This is a genomic window from Nocardiopsis alba DSM 43377, assembly GCF_000341225.1.
GTDB classification, from domain to species: Bacteria; Actinomycetota; Actinomycetes; order Streptosporangiales; family Streptosporangiaceae; genus Nocardiopsis; species Nocardiopsis alba.
In genome coordinates this window covers 70,377-88,003 of record NZ_ANAC01000010.1, presented here as the reverse complement: position 1 = coordinate 88,003, position 17,627 = coordinate 70,377, and the positions used below count along the sequence as shown (strand labels likewise).

At 69.5% G+C, this 17,627-nt stretch carries 17 protein-coding genes; 10 read left to right on the top strand and 7 right to left on the bottom strand.

Annotated elements, in window-relative coordinates; genetic code table 11:
- Positions 1-181 precede the first annotated feature (181 nt).
- The gene (locus D451_RS0107655; RefSeq protein ID WP_017533990.1) at positions 182-493 is read left to right on the top strand and encodes a hypothetical protein; all 312 of its coding nucleotides are present in this window, start codon (positions 182-184) and stop codon (positions 491-493) included.
- Between the two features lie 69 nt (positions 494-562).
- On the opposite strand, the gene D451_RS0107650 is transcribed toward D451_RS0107655, so the two are convergent.
- The 5 genes from D451_RS0107650 to D451_RS0107630 form a co-directional block, all read right to left on the bottom strand.
- Positions 563-1,348, bottom strand: coding sequence for an SDR family oxidoreductase (locus D451_RS0107650; protein ID WP_017533989.1), 786 nt, complete (start codon positions 1,346-1,348; stop codon positions 563-565).
- A gap of 183 nt (positions 1,349-1,531) precedes the next feature.
- Complete coding sequence (locus tag D451_RS0107645) at positions 1,532-2,761, bottom strand: NAD(P)/FAD-dependent oxidoreductase (RefSeq protein WP_017533988.1); 1,230 nt, start codon at positions 2,759-2,761, stop codon at positions 1,532-1,534.
- Positions 2,758-2,955, bottom strand: coding sequence for a ferredoxin (locus D451_RS0107640; RefSeq protein WP_017533987.1), 198 nt, complete (start codon positions 2,953-2,955; stop codon positions 2,758-2,760). Before D451_RS0107640 ends, D451_RS0107645 begins: the two co-directional genes overlap by 4 nt.
- Positions 2,952-3,872, bottom strand: a complete 921-nt coding sequence (locus D451_RS0107635) for a pyridoxamine 5'-phosphate oxidase family protein (RefSeq protein WP_017533986.1) — start codon at positions 3,870-3,872, stop codon at positions 2,952-2,954. Before D451_RS0107635 ends, D451_RS0107640 begins: the two co-directional genes overlap by 4 nt.
- Before the next feature lie 67 nt (positions 3,873-3,939).
- Positions 3,940-4,392, bottom strand: a complete 453-nt coding sequence (locus tag D451_RS0107630; protein ID WP_017533985.1) for a VOC family protein — start codon at positions 4,390-4,392, stop codon at positions 3,940-3,942.
- Between the two features lie 171 nt (positions 4,393-4,563).
- On the opposite strand from D451_RS0107630, the gene D451_RS0107625 reads away from it, so the two are divergent.
- On the top strand, positions 4,564-5,103 hold the full coding sequence (locus D451_RS0107625) for a CGNR zinc finger domain-containing protein (RefSeq protein WP_017533984.1): 540 nt from the start codon (positions 4,564-4,566) through the stop codon (positions 5,101-5,103).
- 43 nt (positions 5,104-5,146) lie between these two features.
- On the opposite strand, the gene D451_RS0107620 is transcribed toward D451_RS0107625, so the two are convergent.
- Complete coding sequence (locus tag D451_RS0107620) at positions 5,147-6,196, bottom strand: NAD(P)-dependent alcohol dehydrogenase (RefSeq protein ID WP_017533983.1); 1,050 nt, start codon at positions 6,194-6,196, stop codon at positions 5,147-5,149.
- A gap of 230 nt (positions 6,197-6,426) precedes the next feature.
- Here D451_RS0107620 and D451_RS0107615 point away from each other — a divergent pair, with 230 nt between their 5' ends.
- From D451_RS0107615 to D451_RS0107595, 5 genes are all read left to right on the top strand, one after another.
- Positions 6,427-6,810: a VOC family protein gene (locus tag D451_RS0107615; RefSeq protein WP_026124898.1), complete on the top strand. Its 384-nt coding sequence runs from the start codon at positions 6,427-6,429 to the stop codon at positions 6,808-6,810.
- A gap of 180 nt (positions 6,811-6,990) precedes the next feature.
- Positions 6,991-8,637, top strand: a complete 1,647-nt coding sequence (locus tag D451_RS0107610; protein ID WP_026124897.1) for an MFS transporter — start codon at positions 6,991-6,993, stop codon at positions 8,635-8,637.
- On the top strand, positions 8,634-9,023 hold the full coding sequence (locus tag D451_RS0107605; RefSeq protein ID WP_017533981.1) for a VOC family protein: 390 nt from the start codon (positions 8,634-8,636) through the stop codon (positions 9,021-9,023). The genes D451_RS0107610 and D451_RS0107605 overlap by 4 nt, the downstream gene beginning before the upstream one ends.
- Before the next feature lie 159 nt (positions 9,024-9,182).
- A complete protein-coding gene (locus D451_RS0107600) occupies positions 9,183-10,184 on the top strand; it encodes a sigma-70 family RNA polymerase sigma factor (protein WP_017533980.1) in 1,002 nt (333 codons plus the stop codon).
- 175 nt (positions 10,185-10,359) lie between these two features.
- Positions 10,360-11,535, top strand: coding sequence for a UDP-N-acetylglucosamine--N-acetylmuramyl-(pentapeptide) pyrophosphoryl-undecaprenol N-acetylglucosamine transferase (locus D451_RS0107595; RefSeq protein ID WP_017533979.1), 1,176 nt, complete (start codon positions 10,360-10,362; stop codon positions 11,533-11,535).
- A 70-nt stretch (positions 11,536-11,605) separates the two neighbouring features.
- On the opposite strand, the gene D451_RS27820 is transcribed toward D451_RS0107595, so the two are convergent.
- A complete protein-coding gene (locus D451_RS27820; protein WP_152472814.1) occupies positions 11,606-11,851 on the bottom strand; it encodes a hypothetical protein in 246 nt (81 codons plus the stop codon).
- A gap of 427 nt (positions 11,852-12,278) precedes the next feature.
- On the opposite strand from D451_RS27820, the gene D451_RS0107585 reads away from it, so the two are divergent.
- From D451_RS0107585 to casB, 3 genes are read left to right on the top strand one after another with little or no spacing between them, the layout of a single operon-like run.
- Positions 12,279-15,173, top strand: coding sequence for a CRISPR-associated helicase/endonuclease Cas3 (locus D451_RS0107585; protein ID WP_017533977.1), 2,895 nt, complete (start codon positions 12,279-12,281; stop codon positions 15,171-15,173).
- Positions 15,163-16,899, top strand: a complete 1,737-nt coding sequence (gene casA / locus D451_RS0107580; protein WP_017533976.1) for a type I-E CRISPR-associated protein Cse1/CasA — start codon at positions 15,163-15,165, stop codon at positions 16,897-16,899. Before D451_RS0107585 ends, casA begins: the two co-directional genes overlap by 11 nt.
- Positions 16,896-17,543: a type I-E CRISPR-associated protein Cse2/CasB gene (gene casB / locus D451_RS0107575; protein ID WP_017533975.1), complete on the top strand. Its 648-nt coding sequence runs from the start codon at positions 16,896-16,898 to the stop codon at positions 17,541-17,543. Before casA ends, casB begins: the two co-directional genes overlap by 4 nt.
- The last annotated feature ends 84 nt before the right edge of the window (positions 17,544-17,627 follow it).

Sequence of the window (17,627 nt, the reverse complement as noted above, 5' to 3'; positions counted from 1 at the left end):
GGGCCGGATGTTCGGCCGCACCGAAACGCCCTTTCGATGGTGGACCGTTACGAGGCGCCACGTCCCCACCTGTGGCGGGACCCCCGGCCCTAGGCGGTGACCGGAACCGGCCCTGGATAAGGCGTTTGGACAGGGGCCCGGCCGAGTAAGGTTCGGTCGTTCCCCCCTAGGAAAGGCCCAGATGTCCACCAACGAGAGCCCCGAACAGACCCACGTCGTGGTCCTGCACTCCGCTCGTCCTCTTGAGGTCGACCCCTCTGACACCTACCCCGAGCACCGGATCACCGTGCTCACCGACGGACCCCCGGGCGAGGTCGCCAAGGACCTGGAACGGCCGGACACCGTCTCGATGCCACGCTCGGAGTGGCACGACCAACTCGTCCGCTGGGCGCGCGGCGGTCCCATCGAGGTGGTGACCTTCGACGAGGACTGCGCCCGGATCTGCACCGAACTGCGCGTGACCCTCGGCCTGGACGAGGGAGCCCCGACCTGACGCGAGGGGCCGGCCGAACACGGGGACGGCCGGCCGGGGAGGGGCGCCGCCCCTCCCCGGAACCCGGTGTCAGACGGAGGGGATCTGGCCGCCGTCGACCCTGACCACCGAGCCGGTCAGGTACGCGGCCTGCCGGCTCGCCAGGAAGGCCGCCACCGCGCCGTACTCCTCGGGTTCGCCGTAACGGCCCGCGGGGATCGACGCCCGCCCCTGTCGACGCACCTCGGTCAGGGGCAGTTCCTCGCGTTCGGCGCGGGCGCGGTCCAGGGACTCCACCCTCGGGGTGGCGATCCGGCCGGGAACGATGACGTTCGCGGTGACCCCGTCCGCCGCCACCTCTCCGGCGATGGTCTTGGACCAGGAGTGCAGCGAGGCGCGGAGGGTGTTGGACACGCCCAGGTTCGGGATGGGCGCGATCGGACCCGACGAGGTGCTCGTGATGATCCGACCCCAACCGCGTTCGCGCATCCCGCCGATCACGGCGTCGGTCAGTTCGATCACCGGCAGCACCATGGCGGCGTACATGTCCTCCCACAGCTTCGGGTCCTGCCCGAGGGCGGTGGTGGGGGGCGGCCCTCCGGTGTTGTTGACCAGGATCTCCACCGGGCCCAGCTCGGCGGCCACCATGGTGGCGATCTCGTGGGCGCGCCCGTGGTCGGCCAGATCCCAGACGAGACCGACGGCGTGTGCGCCGTGTTCACGGCAGGCCTCCACCGTCTCCTGGAGGCGCTCCTCGTCCCGGCCGGTCACCGCGACCCGTACTCCCTCGGCGGCCAGAGCGACCGCGATCGCCCGGCCCAGCCCCGAACTGGCGGCGGTCACCAACGCGACCTTGCCGGCGATTCCCAGATCCATCTCGCTCCTCGCTTCCACTGCGGTCTTCCGAGCATCCTGGCAGGCCCGGACCACGGCCGTGCGTTCCGCCCCCGGCTTGTCCCGTTCCCGTCGCGGTGCCGGTTCCGGTCGGTCCTACCGTTCTCCGAGTGGTCCCCTCCCGAAGCGAGGCCGATGTCCAGGGAGGAGGTCGTCTGAGAGAGGTCACGTCGTGGTTTCCTCGCGATACCACGCGTCGACGATCCGTCTTCGGTGGGCGGCCAGGCGGGAGGCCCGGTTCACGGTCAGGGCCCCGACGTTCCGCCCTCCCCGGTGGTAGGTAGCCTCCAGGCGGGAACGGACCGGGTCGTGTTCATGGACCTCGGTCCGTTCCGCGAGCATGGGCAGACCCACCGAGCGGATCCGCAGACCGAACTGGTCGGACCAGAACGAGGGGACGATCTCGTGCGCCGGATCCTCCTGCCCGAGCAGCGCCGCGGCGACCGTGTCGGCGTGATCGACCGCCGCGCTCCAGTGCCCGAGGCTCAGGTGTGCGGGGGACCCGTCGTAGGGCAGGGGGTGGGGCGGAGCCGCCACGTCACCGAGCACCACGATGTCCGAGGTCGGGCGACCGTCGGCCTGGAGGGCGTGGCCGCGGTGGTCGCAGGCGATCCCGCCGGAGGCCCCGTCGTTCAGGCGTAGGCCCGATCCGCGGAGCCAGTCGGTGTTCGGGAGCGCTCCGAGGGCGATCAGCGCGGTTCGGATCGCGACACGCGTTCCATCGGAAAGCAGAGCCTCCTTCAAGACACTTCGCCCCGGGAGGGCCGTCACCGTCGTGTCGAGTCTCAGATCGACCCCGGCCGCCCTCTGGACACCGGCGAGTACCGACCCCACCACGGGACCGACGGCCCGTTCCATGGGCTGGGACGAGGCGTCCACGAGGGTCACGGAGAGCCCCAGAGCACGAGCGGCGGAGGCGACCTCGGAACCGAGGAATCCCGCGCCGATCACCAGGAGCGGCCCACCGTCGGTCAACGCCCGACGCAGAGCCGCCGCGTCCTCCCGCCCACGTAGCGTGTGGACACCGGAGCGGGGGAGACCGCCGGGCCCGGGCCAGGGCCGGGCGGACGCGCCGGTGGCGATCACCAGACCGTCGTAGTCCAAGGTGGTCCCGTCGTCCAGGGTCAGGTGACGCCGGTTCCGTTCCAGGGAGACCGCTCGTCGTCCCAACAACCACCGGGCGTGCAGGTCGGCGGACACCGGCAGGTCCGTGTCGAGGACGGTCCGTCGATCGATCAACACCTCCTTGGACAGGCCGGGGCGGTCGTAGGGGCCGTGGGCTTCATCCCCCACGATGGTGATCTCTCCGGCGAACCCGCGTTCTCGTAGGGCGGTCGCGGAGCGCAGTCCGGCCAGGCCGGCCCCCACCACGACCACCGATTCACCGTGGCTCATCCGTGATCGCCGTCGAGTGTGATGGCACGGACCGGGCAGGAGAGGACGGCCTGTTCGACCTCCGCGCGACGATCGGCCCCGGGGGAGGGTTCGTACGTCAGTTCCTCGTCGTCGTCGAAGGAGAAGACATCGGGCGCGGCGAAGACGCACCGGCCGTGGCTCGCGCACAGCGCCATGTCGACGTGGACCTTCATCGGGGGACTCCCCTCGGTACGGCCGGGAGGACCGGCGGGTTGAATTTCGAGTAGTGGGGGACGCCCTCGGCGATCAGGCCTGCGGAGGACGTCGAGAGCACGCGATCGATGGAGAACTCGACCGTGCGGTCGCCGGGTTCCTCGCCCCAGAGGACGTGGGCGGTCCCGGTGAGCCGGAGCAGGCCGCCGCTCTCCCAGTCCGGGATCATGAGGCCCGCCCGTGGATCCAGCCACAGGTTGCCCAGGGTGGTGAACATGGCGTTGCCGACGTAGTCGGGCCAACGGAGCAGGGTCGGGGAGTGCGCGCGCAGGAACCCCGGGGATCCGCCTCGATGGTTGGCGTCGGCGTCACCGGAACCGTCGGTGGTGGCGATGAAGAAGGTGTCGGAGCGGCGGACGAGGTCCATTTGCGTGTCGGTGAGCCGGTCGTCCTCGACGGTGGTGTCGGCCTCGGCCTGGGAGGGGACGGGGGATCGTCGCTGGATGTACTTGGGGCAGTTGGCGAAGACCTGAGTGGTCTCGAGTCGTAGCCCATCGGTGTCCCCGCCCGTGAGCGGTGTGGTCGTGCCGTTGATCCGCATGCGTCGTCGGGTCCCCGGCTCGATCGCCAGGGCGCCGATCCGTGCGGGTCGGGCTCTGAGTACGTCCGCCAAGGGGTCGTCGGGGCGGGGGAGGGCGGCGATGTCGAGTGTCCGTCCGCCGTGGGGGCGCAGGAAGCCGGGCGGTCCGGTGAGCAGGGAGCACCACACGTCGCCCCGATCATCGGCCGCCCCTAGGACGAGCCACCGTTGGGCGGCGAGGAAATCCGCCGCTATGGCGGGGATCTCCTCGTGGAAGGCCCCTTCGGAGAAGGCGGCCTGGTCGGAGAGGGCGGCTCTGCGCTGGACGGCGATCTCTCCCGGATGGTAGCCGGCCATGGGGTTCTCCTTCCCGAGGCCGGGCGCGGCGCCTCGAGGTGCCGCGCCCGTTCCGAGCGGTTGTGTTCTAGAAGAAGCCGCAGGTGGGGGCCGCGGCGACGGGGGCCTCGGCCTCGTCGGCCCCGGTGGGGGCGTAGATCTCCAGACGGATGCCGTCGGGGTCGTGGAAGAAGATCCCGCCGGAGGCCGTGCCCTCACCGTGGGGGACCACGCCGTCGTAGGCGAAGTCCACCGCGATCTCCCGCAGGTCGGCCTCGGCCCGTCGGACCTCCTCGACCGTCTCCACCTGGAAGGACAGGTGGTGGAGTCCGGCGGTGTCCTTGCGGAAGGCTTCTCCGCTCTGCTTCCAGAGGGTCAGGATCAGTTGTCCTTCGCTGCCGAGGAAGGCGTGCTCGCGGCCTTCTTCCTTGCCCTCTCCCAGGACGTCGAATCCGAAGACGCGCGTGTAGAAGTCGCGCGAACGTTCGATGTCGGTGACGTTCAGGCCCACGTGTCCGGTCCGCGGGGCGATTCGTGTCATGGCGCACCTCTCCTCAGAGCAGGGGGAAACCCTGTGCTTAACCCTTCAAAGGGACTTTAGGGGTTAGTCATGGACGAGGCAACCCTTGAAATGACTTTGAGTGGTTAGTCGTTGGAGGGTTGGTAGGATCCAGGCCGGTCGACCGGGGGAAACGGGATCGAGGGGAAGACGATGGCGCAGACACCGCTCCGACGGCGTCCGCTCGTGGGAGAGCCGATCGCCATGGATCTGCTCAATACCCGGTGGGTGGAGGGAGACCAGGTCTATGACCTGCTCGACTCCCTCGAAGGGCTGGCGGACTGGTTCGAGGAGAGCGGACTGGCCGCTCGTTTCGTCGCCGACGAGGCGACCCTCGACCACCTGCTGCGCACCAGGAACGTCATCGCCCGTCTGGTGGAGGAGCCGCTGGAGGCCGAGGCCGCCGCCGAACTCAACGAGGTCCTCTCCCATGGCGGCGTGCGCCGTCTCCTGGTCGACGGGGTCGCCGCCGAGACGGTCGAGTTCGACCGTCTCTCCTGGGGGCCCTCCTGGACGGCCGCCGCCGACTACCTCGACCTGCGGGGACGCCCCGACCGTATCCGAGGCTGCGCGAACCCGGCCTGCGTCCTGCACTTCTTCGACACGTCCAAGAACGGCACCCGCCGATGGTGCTCCATGTCGGCCTGCGGCAACCGCGCCAAGGCCGCCCGGCATCACGCCAGACGTCGCTAGGGGCGGGCCCCGTTCCCGCCCCGCCCACCGGGAGACCGTTCGATCAGTGCGCGTCGGGGGTCACGACGGCACGGCCGCTGATCTCGCCCGCCTCCAGCCTCCGATAGGCCTCCAGAGCGTCGCCCATGGAGAATCGCTCGATCTCCGGGCGGATCTGCCCGGCCTTGTACATGTCCACCACCTCCCAGAGGTCCTTGACCGACCCCCAATAGGTGTTGGTCATGTACGACTCGTACGGGTTGGTGAAGAACGAGAACTCGTGCGTGCCGCCCGCGATGCCCACCACGTTGAACCGCCCGCCGGGGGCCATGCAGGCCGCCGCGGCGGCGATGGTGGGGGTCGCCCCCACGAAGTCGAAGGCGGCGTCCACCCCGCGACCGCCGGTGAGCGCCCGGATCTCCTCGACCTGCCGCTCTCCGGCGGGCACCGTGACGGCCCCGTCGGCCTCGGCCCGGCGCAAGGCGTCCTCCTTGACGTCGGTGGCGATCACCGTCGCCCCGCTCAGCGCGCGAAGGATCTGCACCCCGATGCGGCCGAGCCCGCCCAGACCGATCACCAGCGCGTACCGTCCCCCGCTGTTCAGATGCGGGAGCGTCTGCCGGATCGTGTGATACGGGGTGAGTCCCGCGTCCGCCAAGGGCGCCGCCGCCACCGGATCGGCGTCGTCCAAGGGGATGAGGTGGTGCGCGGGCACGGTCATGTACTCGGCCATGCCGCCGTCCCGCCCCAACCCGACCGCCAGGTAGGGCATGGTCGCGGCGTTCTCACAGTAGGTGTCCGAGCCCTCCGCGCAGCGACGACAGTGCCCGCAACCGATCGGCCCGTAGACCAGATAGGCGGCGCCGACCCTGATCCGATCGCTCACCCCGGGGCCCAGGGCCTCCACCCACCCGGCGTTCTCGTGGCCCAGGACGAACGGCGGTCTCTGAGCTCCCGGCTGCCCCTCCCGGAACACCCGGTAGACGCTGATGTCGGAGTGGCACGCTCCGGCCCCCGCCACCCTGAGCAGGACCTCTCCGGGGCCGGGGGTCGGCGTGGGGACCTCGGTGAGCGAGGGGAACTCCCCATAGTTCTCGAACACCACTGCGCGCATGTCGCGCTCTCCCTCCGCATGAGGAGCGACGCCCCGTTCCGGACACCGCCACGAGACGTCGCGTATCGCGCGACGTCCCGACCCTGCCCAGTCGACCACGGACGTCCGGAGGAGTCACCCAAAGAGCGTGCAGAGATTCGTCCGCATCGTTTGACCCGGTCGAGAGCGATGAGTTCCGATGGTGGGAGAGGTCGTCACGGGTGAGAGATCACGACGACGTTGGAGGAAGCATGTTCGACAGCACACGGGCCTTCGGGTCCTTCGCCGTCCCCGACACCGAGGTCGCCCTCGACTTCTACCGGAACACGCTGGGGCTGGACGTCGTACCGGTCCCGGGCATGGAGGGGTACGGCCTGATCCGGATCGAACTCGGAGCCGACCGATCGATCCTCGTCTACCCCAAGCCCGACCACGAGCCCGCGGTGTTCACCGTCCTCAACCTGGTGGTCGACGACATCGACGCCGCCGTCGACGAGCTCGGACGTCGCGGGGTCGCCATGCTGCGCTACGAGGGCTTCGACCAGGACGAGAAGGGCATCGCCCGAGGGGAGGGGCCGATGGTGGCCTGGTTCACCGACCCGGCCGGAAACGTGATCGGTCTGATCCAGGAGTGACCCGCACAGAGTGAGGAGGGGCCGCCCCGACACCGTTCGGGGCGGCCCCTCGACCGGAACGGCGCCTTCGACCGGCGCCTCCGGCCCCTCGCCGACCACCCTCCCCCTCCCGCGATGAGTTCTCGGCACGATCCGTGTCCGTACACACGAACGAATCGCTGAGGGAGGAAGAGGGAACCGATGAACACGCCCACACCGCCCATGGGCCCGCCCGCCCGGGCCGGTCGACGGGAATGGCTCGGCCTCGCCGCGCTCGCCCTGCCCACACTGCTGCTCTCCCTGGACATGAGCGTGCTCTATCTGGCGCTCCCGCACCTGGCCGCCGACCTGCGGCCCACCGGGGCCCAGACCCTGTGGATCATGGACGTGTACGGCTTCATGATCGCCGGCTTCCTCGTCACCATGGGCACCCTCGGCGACCGGATCGGACGTCGCCGGCTCCTGATGATCGGTGCCACCGCCTTCGGTCTGGCCTCGATCGCCGCGGCCTTCTCGACCAGCGCCGAGGCGCTCATCGCCACCCGTGTCCTCATGGGCATCGCCGGCGCCACCCTGATGCCCTCCACCCTGGCCCTGATCGGCAACATGTTCGTCGACCCCGCCCAGCGCGCGATGGCCATCTCGATCTGGACCGGCTGTTTCATGGGAGGCACCGCCATCGGCCCCGTCGTGGGCGGTCTGCTCCTCCAATGGTTCTGGTGGGGTTCGGTCTTCCTCCTCGGCGTTCCGGTGATGGTCCTGCTGTTGGTGTGCGCGCCCCTGCTCCTGCCCGAGTACCGGGACCCGTCGGCCGGGAGGCTCGACCTGTTCAGCGCCGTCCTGTCCCTGGCCGCGATCCTGCCGGTGGTCTTCGCGCTCAAGACGGCCGCCGAGGGAGGGACTCCGACCACGGCCCTGGCCGCCGGCCTCCTCGGTCTGGCGATGGGCGTGTGGTTCGTACGCAGACAGCGCCGCCTGGCCGACCCCCTCGTGGACCTGAGCCTGTTCCGGGAGCGCTCCTTCGGAGCGGCCCTGTTCACCATGCTGGTGGGCGCCGTGGCGATGGGCGGAACGTTCCTGCTGATCAGCCAGTATCTCCAGATGGTCGCGGGCCATTCACCCCTGGTCGCGGGGCTCTGGCTGGTGATCCCGGCGGTGGCGATGATCGGCGCCACCCTGCTCGCCGCGCCCCTGGCACAGAGGATCGGACGAGCCAAGGTCATCGGCGGGGGCATGCTCGTCGGCTCGCTGGGGTTCACGGTGCTGCTCTTCGTCCCCGCTGACGGGGGCGGAGCCATGGTGATCCTGGGGCTGCTGCTCACCTCGACCGGTGTCGGCCCCGGCGCGGCGCTCATCGCCGACATCGTCGTGGGAGCCGCGCCCCGGCACAAGGCCGGATCCGCCGAGTCCCTGTCCGAGACCAGTGGTGAGTTCGGAATCGCGATCGGCGTGGCCCTGTTGGGCAGCCTCGCCTCGGCCGTCTATCGGAATCGTTTGGAGGTCCCCGACGGTGTCGACGGCGAGGAGGCGCGGACCCTGGCCGAGGCGGTCGCCACCGCGGAGGGGCTGCCGCCGGGGCGGGCCGAACGGCTGCTCGCCGCCGCCTCGGAGGCCTTCACCGACGGACTCAACGTCACGGCCGGGCTCGGGGTCGTCGCCATGGTGGCCTGCGGTGTCCTGGCCCTGATCCTGCTCCGGGGCTCCGACCGCCCTCGAGAGGGCGACGCGGAGAGCGACGACGGGGCCGGAGCGGAATCGGATCCGGAACCGAGCGATGAGTTTCCGGCCCCGGCCGGGTCGGTACGGGTGAGGAACGACGACACCGACCCCACAGGGAGAATCCGATGAAACGCCCCGTACTCGACAGCATGCTGCTCGCCAGCACCGACCCAGACCGTCTGCGCGACTGGTACGCGGCCGCGTTGGACCCGGCGGAGAGCAGTTCCATGGACGCCTACCGGGTGCTGCGGTTCGGCACCTTCCATCTGCTGATCGATCACCGTGACGACGTCGGCCCCAAGGCCGCCGACGCCACCCGGATGATCCTCAACTTCGACGTCGGCGACGCGCGCGCCGTCGCCGCCCGCATGGACGAACTCGACACCGAGTGGGTGGCGCCGTTGGAGGACCGACAGGGCAGCCTGTTCGCCACGGCCAAGGACCCGGACGGCAACTACGTCCAGATCATCCAGCTCAGCGAGGAGCACCTGGCGGAGATGGAGAACCTCTCCTGAACGGACCGGTGACATGACCGGTCCGAGGGCGGGGCGTTCGTCCGGAGGCGATCGCCCCGCCCCCGCGTTCCCGGCGGTGGCCTCGAAGGACCATCGCCGGTGGAATGCTCGGCAAAGGAACGTCCTCGTCCATCGGTTCTGTCGTAGGGGAGGCGTAGCGTGACGATCGTGGTGGAACACACGGCAGAGACCATCGACATCGACCGGGACTTCTCCCGGCTCATCGCCCCCTACCGGCGGGAGCTCTACGCGCACTGCTACCGGATGCTCGGTTCGGCGCACGACGCGGAGGACCTGCTCCAGGAGACCTACCTGCGCGCGTGGAAGGGCTACGACCGCTTCGAGGGCCGTTCCAGCCTGCGCACCTGGCTGCACCGGATCGCCACGACCGCCTGCCTCACCGCCCTGGACAGACGCGGCCGTCGACCGCTGCCGACCGGGCTCGGCGCGCCCACCTCCGAGCCGGAGGGCCGTCTCGTCGAGAGCCCCGAGGTGCCCTGGCTCGAACCGATGCCCGATCGCCTCGGCCCGGATCTCGGCGACCCCGGAAACGTCGTGGCCGACCGGGAGAGCGTAAGGCTGGCCCTGGTCGCCGCGCTCCAGTACCTGCCGGCCAAACAGCGCGCGGTACTGATCCTGCGCGAGGTGCTCCGGTTCAGCGCCGCCGAGGTAGCGGACGTCCTGGACACCACCGTCCCCGCCGTCAACAGCCTCCTCCAGCGGGCGAGGGCGCGGATCGCCGAGATCCTGCCCGAGGAGGACGAGGTCCCCGAACCCTCGGCCGACCAGCGCAGACTCCTGGAACGTTACGTGGCCGCCTTCGAGAGCTACGACATTCCGGCGCTCACCGAACTGTTCACCGAGGAGGCCGCCTTCGAGATGCCGCCGTACGCCACCTGGGTGCGCGGTCGGGAGGCGATCGGGCGTCTGATCCGGGCCCAGTGCCCGGCCCGTGGGGCGGGGGACCTGGTACTGCTGTTGACCTCCGCCAATGGTCAGCCCGCCTTCGGCATGTACCTGCGCGGTCGTGACGGCGTCCATCGGGCCTTCGGCGTCCACGTGCTGACCCTCGTCCGAGGCGGTGTCGGACACTGCTCGGTCTTCTTCGACACCGACCTGTTCCCGCTCTTCGACCTGCCGGAGGAGCTGCCCGGGCGCTGAGGACCCACCCCTCTTTCCACGGAGACGTCCGGCCGAGATCACCGTCGCGTTCGCCCCATTCACCCCCTTGAGGGGACACAACAGGCTCCGAACCCGGCTACCGTGCTGTGGGGCCGTGAACGACACGTCGCGGCCCTTCAACCGAAGTCCTCTCGTCCGCCCAGATGGGAACCGCGTGAACAGCACCAACGACCGCCTGCCCCGTGACCTGCGTCTGATCGTCACCGGAGGGGGAACGGGTGGCCACACCTACCCCGCGCTGACCGCCGTCAACGCGCTGCGTGAGCGCCTGGAGACGACCGGAAACTCCCTGGAGGTGCTGTGGGTGGGCGCCGCGGGGAGTCTGGAGAAGCGCGTCGCCACCGCCAACGGGATCGCCTTCGAAGCGGTCGCCACGGGTAAGATCCGCCGATCGAAGAACCCGCTCAAGCTCGCCTCCCCCGCCAACGTCAAGGACATGACCAACGTGCCCCGCGGCGTCGCCCAGGCCCGCAGGCTCGTCTCCGACTTCGCCCCCGACGTCGTCCTGGCCACCGGTGGCTACGTGGCGGTCCCCGTCGGCCTGGCGGCCCGCATGTGCCGCCGCCCGCTGGTCGTCCACGAGCAGACCGTGCGCCTGGGCCTGGCCAACAAGGTCCTCGCCCGCGCGGGGGCCCGGATCGCCGTGTCCGCCGAGTCCTCCGTGGAACTGCTGCCCGAGGCCTCCCAGGCCGACGCCGTGGTCACAGGTAACCCGGTCCGGCCCGAGGTCCTGACCGGACGCCCGGAGGAGGCCGCCAAGGGGCTCGGCTTCGGCGGCCACGACCCGGCCCTGCCCACCGTCTACGTGACCGGTGGCGCCCAGGGGTCGGCGCAGATCAACAACAACGTGCGCGACATCCTGCCCTGGCTGCTGGAGCGCGCCAACGTCGTCCACCAGTGCGGCGCCGCCAACGTCGCGGCCCTGGGGGAGAGCGCACGGAACCTGCCGCCCGCCCTGGCCGGCCGCTACCACCTCACCGACTTCGTCGGCCCCGAACTCCCCGACGTGCTGGCCCTCGCCGACGTGGTGATCTCCCGGAGCGGCGCCGGCACCATCGCCGAGCTCACCGCGCTGGGCAAGGCGGCCGTGTTCATCCCGCTGGCCTCCTCCGCCGGCAACGAGCAGGCGCACAACGCCCGTCACCTCCAGGAGTCGGGCGCGGCCGTCGCGCTGTTGGGCGAGGTCACCCCGCAGACCCTTCAGGCCGCGGTCGAGCCGCTGCTGGCCGACCCGGCCGGACGCGAGGCCATCGCGGACCGGGCCCGGTCCCACGGTCGCCCCGACGCCGCCGAGCGTCTGGTGGACGTGCTGCTGGACGTCGCCGGCTGATCCTCCCGGGGCCGTCTCGATCGAGACGGCCCCGGAGTCGCCTTCCAAGGGGCGGTGGGGTTGTGGAGGCCTACTTGCTCCTGGCGTCGTGCATGCCGGTTTGCTGGGAGGGCTTGTGGATCACCCTGTCCCAACCGAAGAAGGCGGCTCCGGTAGCTCCCAGGGCGATGGCCAAGGAGCTGGCCATGTGCTCTCCGCTGAGCCACAGCAGTCCTCCTGTGAGCGCTCCGCTCAAAGCGGCCAGCAAGAGGATCAAGGTCGTGCGAACACCGAAGTGACCTTCGGGGGGCTCCGCATGGGGGGTTCGGGGGGACAAGGGTCTCCTTCTAAGGCACGTAATAGTTGGAGTAATCTTGCTGAGTGCCTCAACCTACCTCAGGATCGGCTTGAGTTGAACTGGCACGTAGTAGTTCGGCATAAAAAGTCTTGGTGTGAGCTTGTTGAGTGCTCCCCGCGCACGCGGGGTTGGCCCCTACTAGGTGCCGAGTTGAAAGTGCTCCCCGCGCACGCGGGGATGAGTCGCGCGGGGTGCTGATCTGTGATCGGTGCCCCGCGCGCTCTGTGGGGAGGGGGCGGTGGGTTTTTCGTGGGGTGAGGGTGGTCGGTGTGGAGAAACGGGACCGCGTACCACAAGGGTGTCGCTTTTGTCATGAAAACCATGACTGTGCCCTGGCCACATCAGGCCTCTGGGGAAACCCGGTTTCCCGCCTGAAGCGTCATAGGGATCCGCTTAGATGAGTCCCATGACCTCCCAGTCCCCTTCCCAGCCCTGGAGGGACGGTCTCTCTGAGGCCGCTCGTGTCGTATGGGCCAAGCACGACTTCGACTCCGACGGCTGGCTTCCGCTCTACCGCCACATGGCCGACAGTGCCTTCGTGGCCGGCCGCCTCTGGGACGAATGGATCCCTCGCCAGGTGCGTGAGCACATCGCCGCCGCGTTGCCCGGTGGCGAGGACGACGCCCGGCGGCTCCTGACCTTCGTCGCGGCCACCCACGACATCGGCAAGGCGACCCCGGCCTTTTCCTGTCAGGTCGAGCAGCTCGCCGCCCGTATGCGTGGGCAGGGTCTGGACATGCCGCTGGAGAAACAGATGGCGGATCGCCGCTTGGCCCCGCACGGTCTCGCCGGCCAACTCATCCTTCGTGACTGGCTGGTGGAGGAACACGGCTGGCGGATACCCAAGACCCACCAGCTCACGGTCATCGCCGGTGGGCACCATGGTGTCCCTCCGGCTGACTCAGCCATCCAAGCGCTGGACGGGCACCGGGATCTCCTGCGCGCTCCCGGGAGCGCGGACGCCTGGAAGCATGTCCAGACCGAGCTTCTCGACAGGGCCGCCCATTTGACCGGTGTCGACGAGCGCCTCTCGGAGTGGCGCACCCTCGCGCTTCCGCAGACGGTTCAGGTCCTGCTCACCGCGCTGGTCATCATGGCCGATTGGATCGCCAGCAACTCCGATCTCTTCCCCTACTTCCCGGGGGAGAGGAACACCGACCCGGAACGCTCCGAGACGGCCTGGCGACTGCTGGACCTACCGGCTCCGTGGGTTCCCGAAACATCCGAGGAGACGGTCACCGAACTGTTCGCCTCCCGGTTCGATCTGCCGGAGGGTGCGAGGCCACGTCCCGTCCAGGAACAGGTGGTGGAGGCCGCACGGGCCCTGGAGGGGACAGGGCTCATGATCGTCGAGGCCCCGATGGGGGAGGGCAAGACGGAGGCGGCCCTCGCCGCCGCCGAGATCCTCGCGGCTGTGACCGGGGCGGGTGGCTGTTTCGTGGCCCTACCGACCATGGCCACCGGTAACGCCATGTTCGGGCGCTTCACCTCCTGGCTGGGCCGTCTGCCCGGCATGCCGGAGGAGGCCGCGTCGATCTTCCTCGCGCACTCCAAGGCCCATCTCAACGAAGAGTTCGCCGCCTACCTCGGCGGGGGACCTCGTCTGGCGGCCGACACGGACAGGGACGCCGAGAGCGACCCCGAAGGGACCGCCCTGGTCGCGCACCGTTGGCTGCGCGGCCGGAAGAAGGGCATGTTGGCCTCCTTCTCAGTCGGAACCATCGACCAGCTCCTCTTCACCGGGCTCAAGAGCAGGCATCTGGCCCTACGTCACCTGGCGATGGCCGGCAAGGTCGTGGTCATCGACGAGGCCCATGCCTACGACACGTACATGAACACCTATCTCGACCGGGCCCTGACCTGGCTCGGTCGTTACGAGGTCCCCGTCGTGATCCTGTCCGCGACCCTTCCGGCGGCCCGCCGACGCGAGCTGGTCCAGGCTTATACCGGAGCGAGGAAGGTGGACCACCCCGAGGTCGAGGAGGCACGTGCCTACCCCCTCATCACCATGGTCGGACCGGAAAAGGCGCCTCGCCTGTACGAACCGAAGGCGTCGGGGAGGACGACGGACGTCCTCGTGGAGTCGATCGACGACGAACTCACGGTCCTGACGGAACGGTTGGACCGTGAACTGTCCGATGGCGGTTGCGCACTCGTCATCCGCAACACGGTGGCCCGGGTCCATGAGGCCGCCGACCACCTGCGTGGTCACTTCGGTGAGAAGTCGGTGACCGTCGCCCACTCGCGCTTCCTCGATCTGGACCGCGCGGAACGGGACGCCCTGCTCCTGCGCACCTATGGCCCTCCCGCGAAGGTCGACGAACTCGGAGGGCGCCGCCCCGAGCGACACATCGTGGTGGCCAGTCAGGTCGTCGAACAATCCCTGGACGTCGACTTCGACCTGCTCGTCACCGATCTGGCCCCCGTCGACCTGGTGCTCCAGAGGATGGGCCGTCTGCATCGTCATCCTCGAGGCGAGGGGCAGAGCGAACGCCCGACGTCACTGCGTACGGCTCGTTGCCTGATCACCGGGGTGGATTGGACGAAGAACCCTCCCGAACCCGTTCGAGGGTCGCGCACGGTCTACGGCGAGTACCCGCTGCTCCGGTCCCTCGCGGTCCTGCTCCCGTACCTGGAGGCGGAGGACGACACGGGGCGCACGGTACGGCTTCCCGACCACATCAGCCCTTTGGTCCAGGACGCCTACCGGGAGACCGGGGACCACGAGGCCCTCACGCCGGACGGTTGGGCCCGGGCTCTGAAGGACGCCGGTGAGGCGGATGAGGCCCATCGATCGAACAAGGCTGAGAAAGCCGGTGACTTCCTGCTCGGTCCGGTGGCCCGAGACGGTCGGGCGATCATCGGCTGGGTGGAGGCCGGGGTCGGTGAGGCCGACGACGACCGGCGTGGGCGGGCCCAGGTCCGCGACACCGGAGAGAGTCTGGAGGTCCTGGTGGCCCGCGGGTACGCCGACGGGACGGTGACCACCGTGCCCTGGCTGGAAGGGGAACGAGGCGGGCTTTCGCTGCCGACCGACTCCGTGCCCACGCCCGAGGCCGTTCGTGCCCTGGCGGCCAGTGGGCTGCGCCTGCCCTACCAGTTCACTCTCGATGGTCAGGTACTCGACCAGGCGATCGCCGAGCTGGAGAACGGCGTGGTCGAGGCCTGGCAGGCCAAGGAGGCCCATTGGATCGCCGGTGAGCTGATCCTGTTCCTGGACGAGGACGACAGGGCCGAGCTGGCCGGACATCGTCTCCACTACACCGAATCCGATGGCCTGGAGGTCACCCGTGCCGAGTGAGACGCTCGCCCCCACAGACACAGAGACATCCCCCGCCACAGCGATCGGGTTCGACCTCACCCGGCGGCCCTGGATCCCGGTGCTGCGAGACGACGGCGTGGAGATCGAACTCTCCCTGACCGAGGTGTTCGAGCAGGCCGAGAGGGTACGCCGGCTCGTCGGAGACGTCCCCACCCAGGACTTCGCCCTGCTCCGTCTGCTCCTGGCCATCCTCCACGATGTCCTGGACGGTCCGAGGGAGATCGAGGACTGGGCGGAACTGTGGGACGACGGGCTGCCTTTGGACGAGGTGCGCTCCTACCTCGACACCCACGCCGAGCGTTTCGACCTGCTGCATCCGAGCACCCCCTTTCTCCAGGTCGCGGATCTGCGTACCAAGAAGGGCGAGTACTCGGCCCTGGACCGGATGGTCGCCGACGTTCCCAATGGGGCTCGGTTCTTCACCATGCGCGCGCACGGCGCCGAGCGGCTCGGGTACGCCGAGGCCGCCCGCTGGGTGGTGCATGCCCACGCCTACGACCCCTCGGGGATCAAGTCCGGTGCCGAGGGCGACCCCCGGGTGAAGGGCGGCAAGGGCTATCCGCAGGGCGTGGGGTGGGCGGGCAACCTCGGCGGCGTGTACGTGGAGGGGGCCGATCTGCGAGAGACGCTGCTGCTCAACCTCATCGCCTTCGATACCCCACAACTGAAAGTCGACCCGGAACTGGACCGGCCGGCCTGGGCTCACCCTCCGCTCTTCGCCGCGCCCCTGGGCAAGGTCGAGGCGGCCTCTCGACCCCATGGTCCGCGCGACCTGTACACCTGGCAGAGCCGCCGTCTGCGTCTGCACCATGACGAGGAGGGGGTCTACGGCGTCCTGCTCGCCTACGGGGACCCCCTCAGCCCGCGCAATATGCAGCTCCGTGAGCCCATGTCCTCCTGGCGGCGCAGCCCGGCCCAGGAGAAGAAGCTCCGTGAGGGCACCATCTACCTTCCCAGAGAGCATGACCCCGCTCGTGCCGCCTGGCGCGGACTGGGCGCACTGGTCACCGGGAAGATGAGGGGCGCCGAACAACGGCAGGAAGCGGCCGAACAGGTACGCCCCCGCGTACTGGAGTGGAACGCTCGTCTGGCCAACGACGGGTACGTGCCCACGGGCGGTGTCGTTCGGGTCCGCTTGGTCGGCGCGGTCTACGGAACCCAGCAGTCGGTCATCGACGAGATCGTCGACGACGCGGTCGCCATGCCGGTGCTTCTGCTCCGTGACGAGAGCCGAGAACTGGCGGTGACGGCGGTCGACGCGGTCAACGACGCCGAGGACGCCGTCACCGCTCTGGGCGACCTGGCCACCGGTTTGGCGCAGGCGGCGGGGGCCGATGGGGAAGGGCCGCGCGCGACCGCGCGCGATCGCGGTTTCGGAGCCTTGGACCACCCCTTCCGAAGTTGGCTGCGTGGGCTGGCGGCAGAGAAGGCTCTCGACGACCCCCTGTATCCGACCCACCGGCGCCGGGAATGGCAGCGCGAACTCCGGGAGATCGTCGTCCGGCTCGGAGAGGAGCTCATCGAGTCGGCGAGCGACGCCTCCTGGGAGGGACGCGTCATCGAGACGAAGGGCGGTGCGTTCTGGCTCAACGCCTCCAGCGTCGACCTGCGCTTCCGGAGGGCGTTGAACAAGTGCCTGCCCCTGGCCGTCTCCGACACCACCCCCGAGACCGACTCCGATGACAGCACGGAGGAAGAACAGTGACCACGACGAGCCGCACCCCCTACGTCCACGAACTCGGAGAGGTGGGGCAGGCGGTCGACGAACGGATCCGCCGCCTGCAGTCCGGCTATCTCAGAGACCATTCCGAAGCGGTGGCGACCCTGGCCAAACTGCGTCGTGGGGCGGGCAAGACCATCGAAGAGGTACCGGAGCTGGTCGGGCTCACCATCGACCACCGTTTCTATGACGTCTTCGACGTACGCGATCCGCACACACCCGACGCCGAGGCGGCCGTCCACGAGGCGCTCACCCTCTACGCCCTGCACCAGCAGTCCAAACGCGACAGGGGCATGCACCGCCGTGGCCGAGAGTTCGGCGACGCGGTGCGCCGACTCATGCCGATGGGAGACATCGACGAACCCCTGCGTAAACGGTTCGTTCAGGCCCAGAGCGCGGGGAACCACGGCACCCGTCTGGACCGGCTACGAGGGATCGTGCAGCGCCTACGGTCCGAGGACATCCCGCTCGACTACGGGTTGTTGGCCGACCAGCTCTATGACGCCCGCACTCCCAAGGGCGCCGAACGGGTGCGCCGCGCGTGGGGCCGAAGCTTCCAGGCCCACCGGCCGTCCAAGAGGCCTTCGGGCGAGGGAACCGAGCAGAACGGTTCCGACACCGAAGCGTGATCCGCACTTCGGGTACCCGATCGGTGATCGAGCGGGCCGGAGCGTCCTTGCTCCTGAAGCGGGACTCGGTGGGACATCGCCGAA